The sequence below is a fragment of the Streptomyces sp. NPDC048590 genome (assembly GCF_043199535.1).
Classification (GTDB): domain Bacteria; phylum Actinomycetota; class Actinomycetes; order Streptomycetales; family Streptomycetaceae; genus Streptomyces.
In genome coordinates, this window is the sequence record NZ_JBICWC010000001.1 from 806,822 (window position 1) to 825,318 (window position 18,497).

17 protein-coding genes are annotated in these 18,497 nt (G+C 74.3%); 6 read left to right on the top strand and 11 right to left on the bottom strand.

From position 1 onward, the window contains the following. Positions 1–19 precede the first annotated feature (19 nt). The 3 genes from aroQ to ACGFNN_RS03485 are packed head-to-tail and all read left to right on the top strand — an operon-like array spanning position 20 to position 3,196. Positions 20–502 carry a type II 3-dehydroquinate dehydratase gene (gene aroQ / locus ACGFNN_RS03475; protein WP_393552441.1) on the top strand — a complete coding sequence of 161 codons (483 nt, stop codon included), beginning with the start codon at positions 20–22 and terminating at the stop codon, positions 500–502. Next, positions 499–1,362, top strand: a complete 864-nt coding sequence (locus tag ACGFNN_RS03480) for a shikimate dehydrogenase (RefSeq protein WP_393552444.1) — start codon at positions 499–501, stop codon at positions 1,360–1,362. The genes aroQ and ACGFNN_RS03480 overlap by 4 nt, the downstream gene beginning before the upstream one ends. Positions 1,363–1,381: 19 nt before the next feature. Beyond that, complete coding sequence (locus ACGFNN_RS03485) at positions 1,382–3,196, top strand: bifunctional sugar phosphate isomerase/epimerase/4-hydroxyphenylpyruvate dioxygenase family protein (RefSeq protein WP_393552447.1); 1,815 nt, start codon at positions 1,382–1,384, stop codon at positions 3,194–3,196. On the opposite strand, the gene ACGFNN_RS03490 is transcribed toward ACGFNN_RS03485, so the two are convergent. Genes ACGFNN_RS03490 through ACGFNN_RS03510 form a run of 5 tightly spaced genes read right to left on the bottom strand, consistent with a single transcriptional unit; the run spans position 3,187 to position 8,789 of the window. Further along, positions 3,187–4,005: an ECF transporter S component gene (locus ACGFNN_RS03490; protein WP_393552450.1), complete on the bottom strand. Its 819-nt coding sequence runs from the start codon at positions 4,003–4,005 to the stop codon at positions 3,187–3,189. The genes ACGFNN_RS03485 and ACGFNN_RS03490 overlap by 10 nt on opposite strands. Beyond that, positions 4,002–5,711 (bottom strand): ABC transporter ATP-binding protein, encoded by a 1,710-nt coding sequence (locus tag ACGFNN_RS03495; RefSeq protein WP_393552453.1) that lies wholly within the window; start codon positions 5,709–5,711, stop codon positions 4,002–4,004. Before ACGFNN_RS03495 ends, ACGFNN_RS03490 begins: the two co-directional genes overlap by 4 nt. Further along, complete coding sequence (locus ACGFNN_RS03500) at positions 5,708–6,853, bottom strand: energy-coupling factor transporter transmembrane protein EcfT (protein ID WP_393552456.1); 1,146 nt, start codon at positions 6,851–6,853, stop codon at positions 5,708–5,710. The genes ACGFNN_RS03495 and ACGFNN_RS03500 overlap by 4 nt, the downstream gene beginning before the upstream one ends. Beyond that, entirely contained in the window at positions 6,850–7,536 is a 687-nt protein-coding gene (locus tag ACGFNN_RS03505; RefSeq protein WP_393552459.1) for an SCO2322 family protein, read from the bottom strand. The genes ACGFNN_RS03500 and ACGFNN_RS03505 overlap by 4 nt, the downstream gene beginning before the upstream one ends. Beyond that, entirely contained in the window at positions 7,533–8,789 is a 1,257-nt protein-coding gene (locus ACGFNN_RS03510) for a prenyltransferase/squalene oxidase repeat-containing protein (protein WP_393552462.1), read from the bottom strand. Before ACGFNN_RS03510 ends, ACGFNN_RS03505 begins: the two co-directional genes overlap by 4 nt. A 267-nt stretch (positions 8,790–9,056) precedes the next feature. Between ACGFNN_RS03510 and ACGFNN_RS03515 the strand changes: the two genes are divergently transcribed. Then, positions 9,057–9,572: a hypothetical protein gene (locus ACGFNN_RS03515; protein ID WP_393552465.1), complete on the top strand. Its 516-nt coding sequence runs from the start codon at positions 9,057–9,059 to the stop codon at positions 9,570–9,572. On the opposite strand, the gene ACGFNN_RS03520 is transcribed toward ACGFNN_RS03515, so the two are convergent. Beyond that, positions 9,554–11,029 (bottom strand): PHB depolymerase family esterase, encoded by a 1,476-nt coding sequence (locus ACGFNN_RS03520; protein WP_393552467.1) that lies wholly within the window; start codon positions 11,027–11,029, stop codon positions 9,554–9,556. The genes ACGFNN_RS03515 and ACGFNN_RS03520 overlap by 19 nt on opposite strands. 253 nt (positions 11,030–11,282) lie before the next feature. Between ACGFNN_RS03520 and ACGFNN_RS03525 the strand changes: the two genes are divergently transcribed. After that, on the top strand, positions 11,283–12,068 hold the full coding sequence (locus tag ACGFNN_RS03525; RefSeq protein ID WP_393552469.1) for a 3-hydroxybutyrate dehydrogenase: 786 nt from the start codon (positions 11,283–11,285) through the stop codon (positions 12,066–12,068). A gap of 64 nt (positions 12,069–12,132) precedes the next feature. Next, the gene (locus ACGFNN_RS03530; protein WP_393552472.1) at positions 12,133–14,106 is read left to right on the top strand and encodes a helix-turn-helix domain-containing protein; all 1,974 of its coding nucleotides are present in this window, start codon (positions 12,133–12,135) and stop codon (positions 14,104–14,106) included. 21 nt (positions 14,107–14,127) lie between these two features. On the opposite strand, the gene ACGFNN_RS03535 is transcribed toward ACGFNN_RS03530, so the two are convergent. Genes ACGFNN_RS03535 through ACGFNN_RS03555 form a run of 5 tightly spaced genes read right to left on the bottom strand, consistent with a single transcriptional unit; the run spans position 14,128 to position 18,497 of the window. Beyond that, positions 14,128–15,012: an alpha/beta fold hydrolase gene (locus tag ACGFNN_RS03535; RefSeq protein ID WP_393552475.1), complete on the bottom strand. Its 885-nt coding sequence runs from the start codon at positions 15,010–15,012 to the stop codon at positions 14,128–14,130. After that, a complete protein-coding gene (locus ACGFNN_RS03540) occupies positions 15,009–16,097 on the bottom strand; it encodes a branched-chain amino acid ABC transporter permease (protein ID WP_393552478.1) in 1,089 nt (362 codons plus the stop codon). Before ACGFNN_RS03540 ends, ACGFNN_RS03535 begins: the two co-directional genes overlap by 4 nt. Continuing rightward, positions 16,094–16,981: a branched-chain amino acid ABC transporter permease gene (locus ACGFNN_RS03545; protein ID WP_393552480.1), complete on the bottom strand. Its 888-nt coding sequence runs from the start codon at positions 16,979–16,981 to the stop codon at positions 16,094–16,096. The genes ACGFNN_RS03540 and ACGFNN_RS03545 overlap by 4 nt, the downstream gene beginning before the upstream one ends. After that, positions 16,981–17,724, bottom strand: a complete 744-nt coding sequence (locus tag ACGFNN_RS03550; protein ID WP_393552483.1) for an ABC transporter ATP-binding protein — start codon at positions 17,722–17,724, stop codon at positions 16,981–16,983. The genes ACGFNN_RS03545 and ACGFNN_RS03550 overlap by 1 nt, the downstream gene beginning before the upstream one ends. Continuing rightward, positions 17,721–18,497 carry an ABC transporter ATP-binding protein gene (locus tag ACGFNN_RS03555; protein ID WP_393552485.1) on the bottom strand — a complete coding sequence of 259 codons (777 nt, stop codon included), beginning with the start codon at positions 18,495–18,497 and terminating at the stop codon, positions 17,721–17,723. The genes ACGFNN_RS03550 and ACGFNN_RS03555 overlap by 4 nt, the downstream gene beginning before the upstream one ends.

Below are 18,497 nucleotides of genomic sequence, written 5' to 3' on the forward strand. Positions count from 1 at the left end.
CCTCCACGGGAAGTGAACGATGCCGAACCCCCAGGTCCCGCCCACCGGCGTCCCCGTGCCCGGCCCCGTCCTCGTGCTGAACGGGCCCAATCTCAACCTGCTGGGACTGCGTGAGCCGGAGGTGTACGGCACGGACACCCTCGCCGGCATCGAACTCCTCTGCAGGAGAACCGCAGCGGCGCACGGGCTGTACGCCGACTGTCGGCAGAGCAATCACGAGGGCGTACTCATCGACGCGGTGCACGAGGCGCGCACCGGACACCGGGGCATCGTGATCAACCCGGCCGGATACAGCCACACCTCGGTGGCCCTGCGTGACGCGCTCGCCGCGGTGGAGCTGCCCGTCGTGGAGGTCCACCTCTCGAACATCCACCGGCGGGAGGAGTTCCGCCACCACAGCTTCGTGTCCGCGGTCGCCGACACCGTCATCTGCGGGGCGGGCACCCATGGATACGCCCTGGCGCTCACCCACCTCGCCCGGATCCTGGAGGAGAACCGTTGAGTTCCCACTCGTACCTCGTCGGACTCGTCGGCTCCGGCATCGGCCCCTCGCTCAGCCCCGCGCTCCACGAACGGGAGGCGGACCGCCAGGGGCTGCGCTACCTCTACCGCCTCATCGACATCGCCGCGCTCGGCACCCCTCCGGAGCGGGCCGGTGAACTCGTCCGCCACGCACGGGACATGGGCTACGACGGGCTCAACGTCACGCACCCCTGTAAGCAGCAGGTCCTCGCCCACCTCGACGCGCTCTCGCCCCAGGCCGAGGCGCTCGGCGCGGTCAACACCGTGGTGTTCGAGGGCAACCGGGCGGTCGGCCACAACACCGACGCGACCGGCTTCGCCGCCTCCTTCGCCCGCGGCCTGCCCGACGCGCCGCTCGAACGCGTGGTGCAGCTCGGCGCGGGCGGCGCGGGGGCCGCCGTCGCCCACGCCCTCCTCGCCCTCGGCGCGGAACGGCTCACCGTGCTGGACGCCCTGCCGGAACGGGCGGCCGCCCTCGCCGCCTCCCTGAACCACCACTTCGGCCCCGGCCGGGCCGAGGCGGCGGACCTCCTGCAGATCGCCTCCCTGACGGACGGAGCCGACGGACTCGTCAACGCCACACCCATCGGCATGGCCGCCCACCCCGGGCTGCCGCTCCCCGTCGAGCTGCTGCACCCGGGACTCTGGGTCGCCGAGGTCGTCTACCGGCCGCTGGAGACCGCCCTCGTCCGGGCCGCCAGGGACCTCGGATGCCCCACCCTCGACGGCGGGGGCATGGCCGTCTACCAGGCGGCGGACTCCTTCCGCCTCTTCACCGGCCGGGAACCCGACACCGCCCGGATGCTCGCCGACATCGCCGAACTCACGTCCGCGCACTGAAGCCCGCAGGAGGACCGACATGCGCACGTCCATCGCCACCGTCTCGCTCAGCGGCACCCTCACGGAGAAGCTCACCGCGGCGGCACGCGCCGGTTTCGACGGGGTCGAGATCTTCGAGAACGACCTCATCGGCAGCCCCCTCGGCCCGGAGGAGATCCGGGACCTGGCCGCCGACCTCGGTCTCACCATCGACCTCTACCAGCCGATGCGCGACATCGAGGCCGTCCCCGAGGACGAGTTCGCCCGGAACCTGCGGCGCGCCGAGCACAAGTTCCGCCTGATGCGCCGGCTCGGGACGGAAACCCTCCTGGTCTGCTCCAGCGTGTCGCCGTACGCCGCCGACGACGACGCCCTCGCCGCACGGCAGTTGCGCCGACTCGCTGAGCTCGCGCAGGAGCACGGCATCCGCGTCGCCTACGAGGCGCTCGCCTGGGGGCGGCACGTCAGCACCTACGAACACGCCTGGCGCATCGTCGAGAGCGCGGACCACCCGGCGCTCGGAATCTGCCTGGACAGCTTCCACATCCTCGCCCGGGGGTCCGAGGTCACCGGCATCGAGGCGATCCCCGGCGAGAAGATCTTCTTCGTGCAGCTCGCCGACGCGCCCCTGATGTCCCTGGACGTCCTCCAGTGGAGCCGCCACCACCGCTGTTTCCCCGGCCAGGGCGACCTCGACGTCACCGGGCTGGTGCGCGCCGCGGCACGCGCCGGATACGGAGGTCCCCTCTCGCTGGAGGTGTTCAACGACGTCTTCCGGCAGGCGGACGCGGGGCGCACCGCCGTCGACGCCCTCCGCTCGCTCACCCTGCTCCAGGAGGCGGCCGGACTGACCGCGCCCCCGGCGCCGGTGGTCCCCACCGGGTTCGCCTTCGTCGAGATCGCCACGGCCGACACCACACGCCTCGCCCCCCTGCTGACCGCGCTCGGCTTCGCCCGTACCGCCAGGCACACCGGGAAGCCGGTGGACCTCTGGGAGCAGGGAGAGGCCCGAATCCTGCTCAACACCGACACCGCCCGTCACCGCGCCGACCCCGCGCTGACGGCGGTCGGCCTGGAGAGCCCGGACCCGGCGGGGGCCTCCGGGCGGGCCGAGTCGCTGCTCGCCCCCGTCCTGCCCCGGCGCCGCGCGCCGCGGGACGCCGCGCTGGACGCGGTGGCCGCGCCGGACGGCACCGAGTTCTTCTTCTGTGCCACCGACCCGGCCGGATCCACCGGCTGGACCGGCGACTTCGCGCCGGCCCCGCACACCCCGCACCCCATCGGGATCACCCGCGTCGACCATGTCGCGCTGACCCAGCCCTGGCACCACTTCGACGAGGCGGCCCTCTTCCACCACGGCGTGCTCGGGCTGCGCCCGCACGCCGGTGTCGACCTCGCCGACCCGTACGGACTGCTCCGCAGTCGCGCGGTGAGCAACGAGGACGGCACCGTGCGGATCGCGCTCGGTATCGGTGCCTCGCCCACCCAGGACCGGGGCAGGGAGGGGCGGCCCCAGCACGTCGCCCTGCTCACCGACGACCTCGTGGCCACCGTCCGCCGGGCCCTCGCCGCCGGCGCGAGGCTGCTGCCGGTCCCCGCCAACTACTACGACGACCTGGCGGCACACCACGAATTCGCCCCGGGCGAGCTGGAGACCTACCGGGAGCTGGGCATCCTCCACGACCGCGACGAGAAGGGGGAGTTCCGGCACTGCTACACGATGACCACCGGCCGTGTCTTCTTCGAACTCGTCGAGCGCACGGGCGGATACGACGGATACGGGGCACGCAACGCCCCGGTCAGGCTCGCCGCGCAGCACGCCACGGCGGACCGGCCGCCGGGCGCTCAGTCCTGACGGACCTCGAAGCCGGCCCGCGCGTCGAAGGCGGCGCGACGGGTCGCCCGGCGCAGGGCCCGCAGCAGAGTCGGCCCGACGGCCAGGGTCAGCACCACGGTGAGGACGGCGCGGCCGAGGTCCCAGCCGAGCGAGGTGGCGGTGCAGTACGCGAGGAAGCGGACCAGGTTCTCGTGGAGCGGGGCGCCCGCCACGAAGGAGATGCCCGAGCCGAGCCCCGGCACGATCGTCCATCCGTACAGGTTCATCACCGTGCCGTACGCGAAGGCCGCCACGAAGCCGTACGCCGCGAGCATCAGCAGCTCGCCCCGGCCGCGCACCCGGTCGGGGCCCGGCAGCAGGCCCGCGCCCATGGTGAACCAGCCCATCGACAGCATCTGGAAGGGCATCCACGGCCCCACCCCACCGGTGAGCAGCGCCGAGGCGAACATCGTCACGGAACCGAGCACGAAGCCGAAGCCGGGACCGAGCACCCGGCCGCTGAGCACCATCAGGAAGAACATCGGCTCCAGGCCGGCCGTCCCCGCGCCCAGCGGGCGCAGCGCGGCGCCCACCGCGGCGAGCACCCCCAGCATCGCGACCGCCTTCGCGTCCAGGCCGGAGTCGGCGATCGTCGCCACGACCACCCCGACGAGCAGCACGAGCAGCAGGGCGAAGAGCCACGGAGCGTCCTGCGCGTGAGCGAGACCGGAGCCCGCGCCGGCCAGCAGAGGCCAGCCGAACGCGACCACCCCCACGGCGCTGACCAGGACGAGCGCGGCCACGGCGCGCGGGCCGAGCCGCACCGGACGCGCGGAGCCGGTGCTCATGCGCCTGCCTCCAGGGCGGTGGCCACCTGGGACACGGTCAGCCAGTCCAGGGGCGCGAGGACCTTCGAGGTCTGCGGGGCGAACGCGGGGGACGAGACGACGACCTGCCGGGTCGGCCCGTCCGCGACGACCTCGCCGTCGGCGAGGATCACCACCCGGTCCGCCAGCTCGGCCGCCAGCTCCACGTCGTGGGTGGCGAGCACGATGGCGTGCCCGTCCTGTGCCAGCCGGCGCAGGACACCGACCAGCCGGCCCTTCGCCGCGTAGTCGAGTCCACGGGTCGGCTCGTCCAGGAGGAGGAGCGGGGGCCGGGCCGTGAGCACCAGGGCCAGGGCCAGGGCGAGCCGCTGACCCTCGGAGAGATCACGGGGGTGCGCCTCGTCCGCCACGCCGGGCAGCAGCTGGGAGACCAGCGCCCGGCAACTGCCCGCGGGCGCTCCCGCGTCGGCGTCTGCCGCCGCGCACTCCGCCGCGACGGTGTCCGCGTACAGCAGGTCGCGCGGCTCCTGGGGGACCAGCCCGACCCGGCGCACCATGTCGCGCGGGGCGGTCCTGGACGGCTCCAGACCGCCGACGGACACGGAACCCGTGGCCGGCACGGTCATCCCGACCAGGGTGTTCAGCAGGGTCGACTTGCCCGCGCCGTTACGGCCCATCAGCGCGACGGTCTCGCCCGGCTCGACGGCGAAGGACACCCCGCGCAGCGCCTCGACCCGTCCGTGCCGCACCCCGAGCCCTTCGGTCCGTACGGGCACGCCCGCCTCGACCGGCGCCTCGGGCACGGGCTTCCGGCCCAGCAGCCTGCCGAGGAGACCGGGACGCGGAGCGGCGTGGACGGGCAGCGGGACGACCTCGCCGCCCGCCGGTATCCCGCGCGGCGGTGGTTCCACACCGGTCAGCCGCTCCCGGAGGTCCACCGCCCGGCGCCGGGCGTCACGGACCGACAGCGGCAGCGGGTCCCAGCCCACCAGGCTGCCCAGGGCCACCACCGGCGGACGTACGGGGGAGAGCGCCATGACCTCGGCGGGCGGGCCCATCACGGGAGCCTCGCCCGCTCCGGGCAGCAGGAGCACCTGATCGGCGTACTGCACGACGCGTTCCAGCCGGTGCTCGGCCATCAGCACCGTCGTCCCCAGATCGTGCACCAGCCGCTGGAGCACCGCGAGGACGTCCTCGGCCGCCGCGGGGTCCAGGGCGGACGTCGGCTCGTCAAGGACCAGCACCCGCGGGTGCGGGGTGAGGACGGAACCGATCGCGACCCGCTGCCGCTGCCCCCCGGAGAGCGTGGTGATCGGCCGGTCCCGCAGATCGGCCAGCCCCAGCAGGTCCAGGGTCTCCTCGACCCGGCGGCGCATGACGTCGGGCGCGAGGCCCAGCGACTCCATGCCGTACGCCAGCTCGTCCTCGACGGTGTCCGTCACGAAGTGGGCCAGCGGGTCCTGGCCCACCGTGCCGACCAGGTCGGCCAGCTCACGGGGCTTGTGGGTGCGGGTGTCCCGGCCGCCGACGGTGACCCGGCCGGTCAGCACGCCCCCGGTGAAGTGCGGCACCAGACCGGACACGGTTCCCAGCAGGGTCGACTTGCCGACACCGGACGGTCCGACGACCAGCACGAGTTCACCCTCGGGAACCGTCAGGTCGACCCCTGACAGGGTGGGGCGCGAGGCGCCGTCGTACCGCACCGAGACCTGCTCGAACCGGATCATGAGCGCTCCTTGAAGTCCGAGGGGGAAGGGGGCAGCGGTGCCACCACGGCGGGCAGCAGCCCGATCAGGACGGCGACGGCGGGCCACAGCGGGAGGACCGGTGCGGTGAGCGGTACGACTCCCGGGTGCAGGGCGTCCGGGGCGACGGCGCCCGCCCGGATCATCGCCAGCGCGACCGCGGCGCCCGAGGCCGCGACGAGCCAGGCACGTACGCCCCAGCGGTCGGGCCGGTAGCGGGTGCGGACGGAACGGCGGCCGCCGAGGCGCAGCCCGGCCAGCGCCGCCACCACCCCGGCCAGCAGCAACGGCAGGCCGTGGACCGCGCCTTCGGCGGCCAGCAGGCCGTACGTCCCCGCGCACACGCCCAGCAGACCGCCGAGCGTCAGGACATGGGTGGTACGGCGGACCGCCGTCGGCACCCGCGCGGTGCGGCCGTACCCCCGCGCGTCCATCGACGCGGCCACCGCCACCGAACGCTCCAGAGCGCCCTCGAGCACGGGCAGCCCGATCCGCAGGACCGCCCCGACGCCGCCGGTCGACCGGCCCCGCAGCCGGCGCGCCGTCCGCAGCCGGGCCACATCGGCGACCATGTTCGGCGCGAACGTCATCGCGACGACCACGGCGACCCCCACCTCGTACAGCGCGCCCGGCAGTGACTTCAGCAGCCGCGCCGGGCTGGCCAGCGAGTTCGCCGCTCCGACACAGATCAGCAGCGCCGCCAGCTTCGCGCCCTCGTACAGCGCGAAGACCAGCTGCTCCGCGGTGACCCGGCCACCGATCCTGACGCCCTGCGCCCACCCCGGCAGCGGCACCTCGGGCAGTGTGAACAGGACGTCCGAGCCGGGCACGGAGGAGCCGAGTACGGCGGAGAACACCAGGCGCACGGCGACGACGAACAGCCCGAGCTTGATGAACGCGCCGTACGAGCGCGCCCAGGGGGCGTCCGTGCGGCGCGCGGCCACCACATAACCGGCGACCCCCACCAGCAGCCCCAGCAGCAGCGGGTTGGTCGTACGGGACGCGGCGGTCGCCAGCCCGAGCGCCCACAGCCACCAGGCACCCGCCGGGATCGCGTTCGCCCGGGTGGCCCCGGGCGCGTGCAGGGCAGGGCGGAGCCGGGCCGTGCCGGTGGAGCCGGTCATCGCCGGCGGCGTGCCCGCAGCACGGCGGCGGCACCCAGTACGAGCACCGCTCCGACACCGGTGAGCACACCGGCGGACGGACCGCCGCCGGAGCCGCCCTCGTCGGCGCGGGCCGCGTCGCCGGAGGCCCCGGTGGAGGGCTTCGCCGATTCCGCCCCCTCCGGGGAGCCGGCGTCGGTCCGCTCGCCGCAGCCGGACCGCGGGTAGCCCGAGATCGCACAGAGCATGGCGGCGCTGTCGTACCGCAGCGGCTTCGCCACCGAGGCGAGCGCCTCGGCAGTCGACGCGTCGGGTGCCACCCGGGCGCAGGCGCTGCGCGGTGCGGGCGGCCGCTCGCCGTCCGGGGCGTCAGCCGCCGTACCCGGGTCGATGACGAGCGCGATCCGCTTGCTGCCGTCCTCGGCCGGGGTACCCGCGCAGACCGCGTCGAAGTCCGGCGCGCGGCGCGGCCGCGCCGCGTCCTGGGAGTCCTCGCTCACCGAGAAGCGGAACCCCTGGACCGTGCCGTCGCCGGGCCGGACCACGGCCGGACCCTGGGTGGCGTACGTCCAGCCCTTGCCGCCGTCGCCCTCCCAGAACGACCAGTAGCGGTAGCCGGTCGCCTGCGCCGCGCCCGTGCCGGCGAAGACGAGGACGGCGCCGGCCAGGAACAGCAGCACCGCCGAGGACAGCGGGCGCCTCACGGCTGCTGGTTCTTCCGGCGTCCGCTGAGCAGGAAACCGATGCCCGCGCCGAAGGCGAGACCGACACCGACGATCCACCAGACGCCGAGGCTCTCGTCGTCCTCCTCGCCGTCCTCCTCCGGCTCCGCGGGAGCCGTCGCGGTCGGCGAGGGAACCGCGGTGGCCGCCGGGGCCGGTCCCGTCGCGTTGAGCTGGCGGACCAGGTCGACACCGCCGAAGTCACGGGCGTCGGCGCCGGTGGCGTGGGCCGCGAGCACCAGCTGGGCGGTGGCGGCGGGGCCGCCCTCCTTCGCCCAGCCCTGCGCGTGCTTCTCCAGGTAGGCGACCGCGCCGGCGGCCTTGTCCTTGTGCCCGGAGGCCGCCAGCGCCACGACGGCGTCCGCCGTGTTCCCGAAGTCGGGCTGCGGCTCGGAGTCCTCGGCGCCCGGCATCGGCGGGAGGTCCAGGTGCCCGGAGCCGGACAGTCTCTTCGCGAGGTAGGAGGCGCCGTTCTGCGCGGTCTGCTCGAAGGTCAGGCCGGTGCCCTTGTGGCAGACCGGGTCCTTCACCGCGTTGGAGGTGCCCGCGGCCATGCCCTTGCCCATCGAGCCGAGCGTCGCGGCGGCCGTGGCGTCGTCGTTCGCGGTGAGCTTGCCGTCCTTGTCGGGCTGGTAGGCGAACGCCCCGCCGTCCTCGCCGCCGCAGGGCAGGGCGAAGGACCGCAGCGCGGTGTACGGGGTCTTCCCGCCGGCCTTGGTGATGGCGGCGACCGGCACGTTCGCCCTGGCGAGCGCCCCGGTCACGACGGCGGTGGAGTTGGCGTCGCTCGGGCTGCCCGGGTTGTAGCCCCAGCCGCCGTCGTCGTTCTGCACGGACTTGAGCCAGCTGACCCCGTTGTCCACGACCTCGCGGTGCACACCGAGCTCGGCCAGGGCCTGCACCGCGGCGGCCGTGGCGTTGGTGTCCGCGACCGTCTTGTCGTCGCACGGCACGGAAGCGTCGCGGTAGGCGGCGAAGGCCCCGCTGTCGCACTGCTGGCCGACGAGCCAGTCCACCGACTTGGTGGCGGGAGTGACCAGTTCGATCTTCTGCGCGAGGAAGGCCAGCGACTGGCGCCAGACCCCGTCGTACGTCGGGTCCTTCGTGCCGTACAGCCCGTCCGGCAGGTCCGGGGTGGAAGGGGAAGGACTCGGCGCGGCGACCGCCACCGGGGCGGCCGCTCCACAGAGCACGGCGGTGATCGCGAGCGCGGCCGCGCGGCGGCGTACGGACATGAAGGGCTGGGCCTCTCGAATGGGGTTTCCCCTGCTCGATCCGGGCCGAGCGCTCGGGGAAGGGTCGGCGCCGGGTTCGCACCGGCTTCCCCCTGTACGGGCATGATGACGACCGCCTACTCTACCGGGGCGCTCGCGGCCCCCTCGGGGCGGACGCCCGCGGCTGCCGGTCGAGAGGCCTTCCCAGCAGGTCAGGGCCCGTGCGAGACTCCGGCGGGGTACACGGGCGCGGTCCATGGGGAAGAACGACCTGGGTGGGAATCAGCAGTGCGCAGACGTAGGACGGCGGCCGTCGCCGTGATGGCGGCCGGATTCATGACCCTGACGGCGGGCTGCGGCCTGTTGGCCGAGGAGGAGATCCTTCCGAAGCCCACCCGCGAGCCCCTCCCCCCGCTCACGGCGAGCGCCGTCTCCGACGAGATAACCGGCCTCGCCCGCGCCGGGGGCCTCCCGGACGGCGACACCTCCACGGCCGGACTGCCCGAGGGCGCCTGGCGGGCCTGCATGGCGCCGTGGACGGGCCGGGCGCCGGCGGCGGACGCCGCGGGCGCCTTCGAGGCGACGGTGATGAGGCTCCGGCAGCACGACTGGGAGATCGTCTCCAGCCACTCCGGGCACGACGTCACCTACCGCACCCTCGCCAAACGGGGCTGGAAGCTCTACGCCCGCAGCTACGCGGCCGCGGCCGCCCCCGGCCCCGGGGCGAAGGTCTCGCTCACCGCGGTCGAGGACGACTGCGAACCGCCGGCGAAGGTCCGGGCCGGTTACGAGGACCCGGCCTGACACCCCGAGTCGGCGATCACGAAGTGGCCCGTCGGTGACTCCCTGAGAGTGTGGGTGACGAACACGTTGTACAGCCCCATGTCCTGGTTCGAGCCGTTCGCGTAGGCGTGACCGCCCGAGGTGTGCGCCCGGCCGGCCGTCACGTGCGCGTAGTTCGTCGCCGTGAAGCACCGCGCCGGAGCCGTACCGCCCGAGGTGGTCGCCGTCACCGCCGCCGAGACGGCACCGGCCGTGCCGTCCGGGCCGGCGGCGGCCACCGTCCAGCGGTAGGAGGTGCCGGCGGTGAGGCCGCTGTCCGTGAAGGAGGTGGCGGTAGTCGTCGCCACCTTCACTCCGTCCCGGTACACCGTGTAGGAGGCTGCGCCGCCGACCGCGTTCCACGCCAGCGAGGCACCGGTGTCCGTGACGCCGGTGACCTTCAGCCCGGCGGGAGCGGGCAGCCCGTCCCCGCCGCCGGGGGTGTCCCCGTCGAGGCCCCAGAACAACCCCGTGTGGTACGTCGAGCAGATGGTGTCGAGGAAGTACGCGGCGGTCGCCCCGCACTGACCGGCGCCCGATCCCGGGTCCACCGGCAGGCCGTGTCCCATGCCGGCCACCGAGTACGTCTCCACGGCGGGCTGCCCCGACGCGTCCTCGTAGACGCTCCTCGTGGTGCTGCCCGGCAGCGTCTCGGTGCGGGAGGGCGTCTGCCCGATGCCCCACACATCGGTCCACTGGTCGCGCAGCGCCGTCGCGTTGGCCGGGTAGACCGTGTAGTCCGAGGTGCCCTGCCAGATCGCGACCCGCGGCCAGGGACCGGTCCAGCCCGGGTAGGAGGCGCGGACCTTGTCGCCCCACTGGGACGGGCTGAGCTTCTGCGGGCCCGTCTGGCAGCCGGAGGCCGCCGCCTGGCTGGTGGCGCACTGCGCGGGCAGCCCGGAGGCCACCGAACCGCCCGCGAAGACGTCCGGGTACGCGGCCAGCAGGTCCGCGGTCATCCCGCCGCCCGCCGAGAGCCCGGTGACGTACACCCGGCGGGCGTCGGAGCCGTACGTCTGCTTCGCGTACTCGACCATCTGCACCACGGAGGCCGCCTCGCCCCTGCCCCTGGTGCTGTCGGCCGGGTCGAACCAGCCGAAGCAGGACAGGGCGTTGTTGGCCGAGGTGGTCTGCGGGAAGACCACGTCGAAGCCCCACAGGTCGGCGTAACGCGCCCAGCCCGAGTTCGCGTAGTAGGCGTTCGCCGACTGGGTACACCCGTGCAGGGCGACGACCAGCGGGGCGCCCGCCGGCACGCCGTCCGGGGTGTAGGCGAACATCTGCAGATTGCCGGGGTTGGAGCCGAAGCCGGTGACCTGCTGGAGCCCGGCCGCCGCGGGAGCGGCGGAGACCGGGTGCGCGCCGAGCAGCGGCAGCAGGGCGATTGCGGTGAGCGAGGCGACGCCGCGGAGCAGACGTCGCAGGTTCGGTGGGCGCACGGTGGGGCCTCCTCGTCGGACGTGCGGGTGGTGCTGCCGGAACCTACGAGGCGGGGGCGCGGCCGCCCATGTGGCAGGCGGACACCCGCCGTCCCACGCTGTGTGCGGCGCTCCCGTTGCGCCTGCTCCCGGCCCGTACGGACCGCCCTGCGGCCCTCGGCGCGCACCATGTGGGCCGCAACCATGCCTCCGCACCCGGGTGTGTGCACCGGCGCCGTGTGACACGGGCCGCGACGTCCTTACGGTGACGCCCATGCAGACTTCCCGGACCTCCCCGTACGCCCCCCTCGCTCCCTCGGCCCTGGCCGGCCGCACCGCCCTGGTCACCGGGGCGGCCGGCGGCATCGGACTGGCCTGCGCCGAGGCGCTCGCCGCCGCGGGGGCCCATGTCCACGTCGTCGACAAGGAGGGTGCCGCCTCCAGGAGCCTGGCCGACCGGATCGGGGGGACGGCCTGGGTGGCCGACCTCTCCGTCGCCGAGGCCGTCGACGGGCTGCCGGCCGACGCGGACATCGTCGTCAACAACGCGGGGCTCCAGCACGTGGCCCCCGTCCACGAGTTCCCGCCGGACCGCTTCACCCTGATCCACCGGGTCATGGTGGAAGCTCCGTTCCGCATCTTGCGCCGCACACTCCCCGGCATGTACGAACGCGGCTGGGGCCGCGTCGTGAACATCTCGTCCGTGCACGGGCTGCGCGCCAGCCCCTACAAGTCGGCCTACGTCTCGGCCAAGCACGCACTGGAGGGGCTCAGCAAGGTGGTGGCGATCGAAGCGGCACCGCACGGGGTGACGAGCAACTGCGTCAGCCCCGGCTATGTGCGCACCCCCCTGGTCGAGCACCAGATCGCCGACCAGGCCCGCAGCCACGGCATCTCCGAGCAGGATGTGGTCGGCCGGGTGCTGCTGGAACGCAGCGCCGTCAAGTCGCTGATCGAACCCTCGGACGTGGCGGGCGCCGTGCTCTGGCTCTGCGGCCCCGGCACGGCCCACGTGACCGGGAGCTCCCTCACGATGGACGGCGGCTGGACCGCCAACTGACGCGCGTACGCACCACGTCCGAAGACCCGAGGACGACATCCGGAAGCCGGGAGAACGAGAGCAGATGCCTGAACCGTCCGTCGCCGCAGGCCTCATGGGGCGCCTCCTCGACCTGCTGGCCGAGGGCGCCCCGGCGGAGGACCTGGGCGCCGTCATCTCGGAGGCGAGGACCACCGGTGTGACTCCGGCCGAACTGGCCGAGGTGGAGCGGGCGGCCGCCACCGCCCTGCGGATCAGGGGCGCCCTGCGCCAGCACCGGCGCAGGGAGCTCCAGCTCACCGCCCTCTTCGACACTGCGGGCGACCTGGCGGCCTCCCACGACCTGGACGACGTGCTGAAGGCGATCGTGCGGCGCGCGAGGATGCTGCTCGGCACCGACACCGCCTACCTCACCCTCCCCGACGAGGAGGCGGGGGACACCTACATGAGGGTGACCGACGGTTCGGTGTCTGTCCTGTTCCAGGGGCTCAGGCTCGAACTCGGCGAAGGGCTCGGCGGCCTGGTCGCCCAGACGGCGAGCCCCTACGCCACCCCCGACTACCGGACCGACGACCGGTTCCGCCATACCCGCAACATCAACGCGGGTGTGCTGGACGAAGGGCTCGTCGCGATCCTGGGGGTCCCCCTGCTCCTCGGCTCCAGCCGCGGCGGCACCGGCAAGGTCATCGGAGTCCTCTTCGCCGCCGACCGGGCCGCCCGGGTCTTCAGCCCCGACGAGGTGGCCCTGCTCTGCTCCCTCGCCGCGCACGCGGCGATCGCCATCGACACCGCGCGCGCCCTCGACGACACTCGGACCGCCCTCGCGGGGCTCGCCGCGGCCAACGCGGAACTGGCCGAGGCCAACGCGGCCGTACGCGCCCACTCGGAGGCCATGCGGCGTGCCGAGGAGGCCCACGACCGGCTCACCGACCTGGTGCTGCGCGGCGGCGACGTCAAGGACGTCGCCGTCTCCGTCGCCGGGCTCCTCGACAGCCCTCTGACCATCCACGACCCGGGCGGGCGTCCGCTGGCGGCCGTACGGCCCGACGGCGCCGCCCTGGCCGCCGACAGCATGGACGCCGGATGGCTCGCCGCGACCGCCGAGGAGTCGCGCCACGGGGCGCGCGCCGTGCACCGCGACGGCCGGTGGATCTGCGCCGTACTGGCCGGGCGGGAGCTCCTCGCCGGCCTGGTGCTGCACCGCCGTGACCGGCTGGACGACTCCGACCGCCGGCTCTTCGAACGCGCCGCCGTCGTCACCGGACTTCTCCTGCTGCTGCGCCGTACCGTCGCCGAGACCGAGAACCGCATACGCGGCGAGCTGATCAGCGACCTGCTCGGTGATCCCGGGCGGGACCCGGCCGGGCTGGCCGAGCGCGGACGGCGCCTGGGCATCGACCTGGACCGTCCGCACCTGCTGCTGGTGGCCGAGGCGGAGGCCCGGGAGAGACTCGGCGGCGCGGCGATGCGCTACCTCTTCGGCGGCGACATCCACGGGGTGAGCGCCGAACACGCGGGCACCGTGGTGCTGCTGGTGGCCTGCGACGGCGAGGCGGTGTCCGCCGGAGCCGCCGCACGGGCCGCGGCCGCGCAGCTCGGCCATCTCGTCCAGGCGCCCGTCACCGTGGCCGGTACGGGACCGGCGGCCGGTCCCCGGGAGCTCGCGGCCGCGCACGCGGAGGCCGCGAGGTGCCTGCGGGCGATGCGGGTGCTGGGGCGCACCGGGGAGGGGGCCGGGATCGACGAACTCGGCTTCCTGGGCGTCGTGCTCGGCAACGCCAAGGACGTGGACGGCTTCGTCGAGGCGGTGCTGGGACCCCTGCTGCGCTACGACGAGCGGCGCGGCACCCATCTCGTACGGACCCTGCGGGCCTACTTCGGCGCCGGCGGCAGCCTGATCCGCGCCAAGGACGAACTCCACGTGCACGTCAACACGGTGGTGCAGCGCCTCGACCGCATCTCGGCGCTGCTGGGCCGCGACTGGAACGAGCCCGATCGCGCCCTGGAGCTGCAACTCGCCCTGAGACTGCACCTCCTGTCGGACGGCCGGGGCGTCTGAGCCCCGGTCCGTCCGGTGGTCTCAGCGCACCGCCTCCAGGATCGCCCGGGCCACCCGGTCGGCACCCTTGTCGCCCGTCAGCACCGTGTAGTGGTTGACGCCCTCGACGCGTACCGCCCGCACAGCCGTGTCCGGCTGCCCGGCGGCAGCGAGCCGTGACTCGTCGTACAGCCCCTGCTCCTCGTCCATCAGCCCGCGCTCCGCCCACAACAGCGTCGCACCGGAGGGGAGTTCACCGGCGGCGGCGAGCACCTCGGCCCGGAACAGGTCCACCCCGTCGGTGCGGATCGCCTCCAGCCGGCAGCCGGAGCGCAGCGCCGGCTCCTCGCCCGTCAGGTCCCGCTGGATGTACGCGTCGACCTCCGGTGTCCAGGCGTCGCCCGCGAACGCGGGATGGGCCCGCCAGAAGGACCGGTACGCCTCCCGGTCGGGGAAGGTCATCGAGAGCCGCTCCATGGCCGGCCCGATCACGGCCGTCAGCAGCTCGTCCGCCGAGAGGCCGGTGGGCGCGGGGAAGCCGAAACCGCCGTCGACGAGCACCGGTCCGCCGAAGAGGCCAGGGTTCCGCACCGAGGTGAGCGCCGCCACGAAGGCCCCCATCGAATGGCCCGCCAGCACCACCCGGTCTCCGCCGAGCGCCTCGGCGAGGGCGGCGACGTCGTCGGCGTGCGCGCCGATGCCGTACGGGCCGGGCAGCCCCGCGCTCGCCGCCCGGCCGCGCAGGTCGGGGGCGACGAGCGTCACCCGGCCGTCGAGCGCGCGGGCCACCGGGCCCCAGGACAGCGCGTTGGCGGTGATGCCGTGCAGCGCCACGGCCACCGGCGCGTCGGACCGGCCCGACGGCCAGCGCAGCGCGGCCAGTTCGCCGCCGGTGACCGGGACGCTCATCTCCTCGTACGGGATCATCGCTTCTCCTTCACGGTCCCGCGCAGGCGGGACGGCAGCCGGGCCAGTCCTCCGGGCAGCAGGTGTACCACGGCGACGAACAGCACCCCGAGCAGGAACAGCGGCTGGGACAGCGGCACCCGCAGCACGGCCGGCAGGTCCGCGACAGCGCCCGACCCGGCCAGGTCACCGAGGCGGTGGTCCGCCCAGGTGTAGAGGATTCCGCCGACCATCGGGCCCCAGCGGGTGCCCGACCCGCCGAGGACCACCATCACCAGCAGCGAGAGGGTGAAGTCCGAGGTGGTCGTCTGCGGTGTGGAGCCCCCGGTCAGCAGCAGATGGACGAGCCCGCCGAGCGCCGCGAGGGCGCCCGCCAGTACGAAGGCCGTCAGTTTGAAGCCGTACGGCTTCAGGCCCAGCACCTCCACCCGGCGTTCGTTCTCCTTGATGCCCTCCCAGACCCGGCCGGTGGGTGAGCCCACCGCCCGGTGGACGACCGCGAGGGTGAGCACGAGGTAGGCGAGGGCGAGCCAGTACAGGTTCGCGGTGTGGTCGATGCCGACCAGCCACGACGGCAGCACGTCCGCCGGGGCCGCCCGTCCCTCCTCGCCGCCGGTGACGCCACCGGGGTTGCGGGAGACCAGGATCGAGCCGGCCTGGGCGAAGGCGAGCGTGACCATCGAGAAGCCGATCCCGGTGACCCGCAGGCTCACCGAGCCCAGCACCAGGGCGAGCAGGGTGCCCGAGCACACCCCGAGGAGTGCGGACACGGCGAACGGCAGGCCCGCCTCCAGCAGGAACAGGTTGGTGGCGTAGCTGCCCGCCGCGAAGTACAGCGCGTGCCCGAAGGAGAGCAGGCCCGTGCGGCCCAGCAGCAGGTCGTAACCGGTCGCGAGGGCGCCGAACAGCAGGCAGGTGGCGATGAGTTGCAGACTCCCGGGGCTGCCGACCGGGCCGTCGAGCAGCCCTGGCAGGGGCAGTGCGCTCCAGGGCGCGACGACCAGGAGCGCCAGGACGGCGGCCGGCCACCAGCGCAGCGGACGCGTCGCGCGGCGACGTTTCCCGGCCGTGACGGCGGTGGGTGCGGGTGTGGTGGCGGTGCTCACGCGAGCCTCCCGGTCAGTCCGCGCGGCCGGACGAGCAGCAGCGCGGCGAGCAGTACGACGACGGCCAGGTCGCCGAGGCCCGCTGCGGTGTAGTAGTTGGCGAACTGCTGGACCAGGCCGATCACCACGGCCGCCACCGCGGCGCCGGTCACCGACCCCATGCCGCCGGTGACCACGACGACGAAGGCGAAGATCAGCAGCGAGGTGCCCTGCCGGGGGTCGACCGAGCCGAAGTACAGCCCGCCGAGCGCCCCGCCCAGCGCCGCCGCGCAGCCGCCGATCGCGAAGACCAGGGTGAACGCCCTGCGGACGTCGATGCCCAGGGCCGTGACCATGGCCCGGTCCTCGACCCCGGCGCGTACGACCAGGCCGTGCCTGGTCCGGCCGAGGAAGACCCGCAGCGCGACGAGCACGCCGGCCGCCGCGGCGACGAGCACCAGCCGGTTGACCGGGACGTCCGCGCCCAGCAGCGAGAAGGTGCCGGACAGCGCCTCGGGGCCCGGGAACGTCCGGGCGTCCGAACCCCAGACGCCCGACAGCAGGGCGGGCACGGCGAGACCCACCCCGACGGTGGCCAGGACCTGTTCGCGCGGCCGGGTGTACAGCGGCCGTACGACGACGAGTTCGAGCACCACGGCGGCGAGCGTGCCCGCCGCCGTCCCGAACAGCACGGCCAGGACGAAGCCCCAGCCGCCGGGGCCGGCGCCGGGCAGATGGCCGGAGGCCGCCCACCAGGTGCCGTAGGCGCCGACGGAGAGCAGCGCCCCGTGCGCGAAGTTGAGCACGTCCATCAGGCCGAAGATCAGTGAGAGGCCCGACGCGACGAGGAAGTAGAGGGCTCCCAGACCGAGTCCGGTCATGGTGAGCAGCACGACGGTGGACATCAGGAATCCGCCTCCGCGGGGTGAGGGGCGAGCGGGCCGTGGCCCACGCCGAGCAGCCTGCGGGTGGCCTCCGGGTCGCCGAGCAGCCCGGCGGCCTCGCCCTGGTGGGCCGTGCGGCCGTCGGCGAGTACGACGCAGTGCTCGGCGAGACGGCGGACGACGGCGAGGTTCTGCTCGACGAGCAGTACGGGCACCGCCTCGGCGGCGCGTTCCAGCACCTCGGCCACCTCGGTGACGACCTTGGGGGCCAGCCCCTTGGTGGGCTCGTCGGCGATGATCAGCCGGTTGCCGTTCAGCAGGGTCCGGCCGATGGCCACCATCTGCTGCTGGCCACCGGACAGGGTCCCCGCCAACTGCTGCTCCCGGCGCTTCAGTTCGGGGAAGAGTTCGTGGACCAGGGCGTAGGCGGGCCCGTCCGGGGAGCGGCGTTCGGCCAGGCGCAGGTTCTCCGCCACGGTCAGACCGACGAAGATCCCCCGGTCCTCGGGGGCGTAGCCGATGCCCCGGCGCACCAGGGTGTGCGTGGGCAGGCCGACGGTCTCCTCCCCGTCCAGGAGCACGCTTCCCGAGCGGGGGACGAGGCCGAGGACGCCGCGTACGGTCGTCGTCTTGCCCGCCCCGTTACGGCCGAGCAGCGCGGTCACGCCGTGGCGTGCCACCTCCAGGTCCACGCCGTGGAGGATGTGCCGTCCGCCGATCAGGACCCGCAGGTCCCGTACGACGAGCAGCGCGGGCGCCGTCACAGCCCCTCCCCGAGGTAGGCCCGCTGGACGACCGGGTCGGCCGTCACGGCTTCGGGGGTGTCCAGGGCCAGGAGACGGCCGTGGTGCATCACGGCCAGCCGGTCGGCGAGACCGAGCAGGACGTCCATGTGGTGCTCGACCATGAGTACGGTGCGGCCCTCCTCGCGGTGCAGGGTGCGGATCAGCTCGGTGAGCGCCGGGACCTCCTCGGCGCTGACCCCCGCCATCGGCTCGTCGAGCAGCATCAGCCGGGGCTCGCCCACCAGCAGCACCGCCAGTTCCAGCTTGCGTTTCTCGCCGTGCGAGAGCTCGCCCGCCGTGGCGCCCGCGCGGTGGCCGAGACCGGTGCGCTCCAGTACTCCGCCGACCTCACGGGCGTACGTGCCGGCGCGGCGCCACAGCCGGTGCGAGCCGCCGTGCACGGCCTGCGCGGCCAGCCGGACATGCTCGGCCACGCTCATCCCCGGCCAGAGGCTGGAGGTCTGGAACGTCCTGCCGATCCCGCGCCGGGCACGGGTGTGCACGGGGAGGTCCGTCAGATCCGCACCGTCCAGCGCGAGCGTGCCCGCGGTCGGGCGGACGATGCCGCTGATCAGGTTGAAGAGGGAGGTCTTGCCCGCGCCGTTGGGCCCGATGAAGGCGAGGAACTCGCCCTCACCGACGGTCAGCCCGACGTCCTCGACGATGGTGGCCCCGCCGACCCGCCAGCCCAGCCCGTCCAGGGCGAGCACCGGCGTCCCGGGCCGCGCGGTGGCGGTGTCCCGCGTCGTCAC

Excerpts from the sequence above, each read along its gene's own strand:
- aroQ (WP_393552441.1), top strand. The coding sequence starts at position 20 with ATGCCGAACCCCCAGGTCCCGCCCACCGGCGTCCCCGTGCCCGGCCCC.
- ACGFNN_RS03485 (WP_393552447.1), top strand. The coding sequence starts at position 1,382 with ATGCGCACGTCCATCGCCACCGTCTCGCTCAGCGGCACCCTCACGGAG.
- ACGFNN_RS03490 (WP_393552450.1), bottom strand. The coding sequence starts at position 4,005 with ATGAGCACCGGCTCCGCGCGTCCGGTGCGGCTCGGCCCGCGCGCCGTG.
- ACGFNN_RS03495 (WP_393552453.1), bottom strand. The coding sequence starts at position 5,711 with ATGATCCGGTTCGAGCAGGTCTCGGTGCGGTACGACGGCGCCTCGCGC.
- ACGFNN_RS03500 (WP_393552456.1), bottom strand. The coding sequence starts at position 6,853 with ATGACCGGCTCCACCGGCACGGCCCGGCTCCGCCCTGCCCTGCACGCG.
- ACGFNN_RS03510 (WP_393552462.1), bottom strand. The coding sequence starts at position 8,789 with ATGTCCGTACGCCGCCGCGCGGCCGCGCTCGCGATCACCGCCGTGCTC.
- ACGFNN_RS03525 (WP_393552469.1), top strand. The coding sequence starts at position 11,283 with ATGCAGACTTCCCGGACCTCCCCGTACGCCCCCCTCGCTCCCTCGGCC.
- ACGFNN_RS03530 (WP_393552472.1), top strand. The coding sequence starts at position 12,133 with ATGCCTGAACCGTCCGTCGCCGCAGGCCTCATGGGGCGCCTCCTCGAC.
- ACGFNN_RS03535 (WP_393552475.1), bottom strand. The coding sequence starts at position 15,012 with ATGATCCCGTACGAGGAGATGAGCGTCCCGGTCACCGGCGGCGAACTG.
- ACGFNN_RS03545 (WP_393552480.1), bottom strand. The coding sequence starts at position 16,981 with ATGTCCACCGTCGTGCTGCTCACCATGACCGGACTCGGTCTGGGAGCC.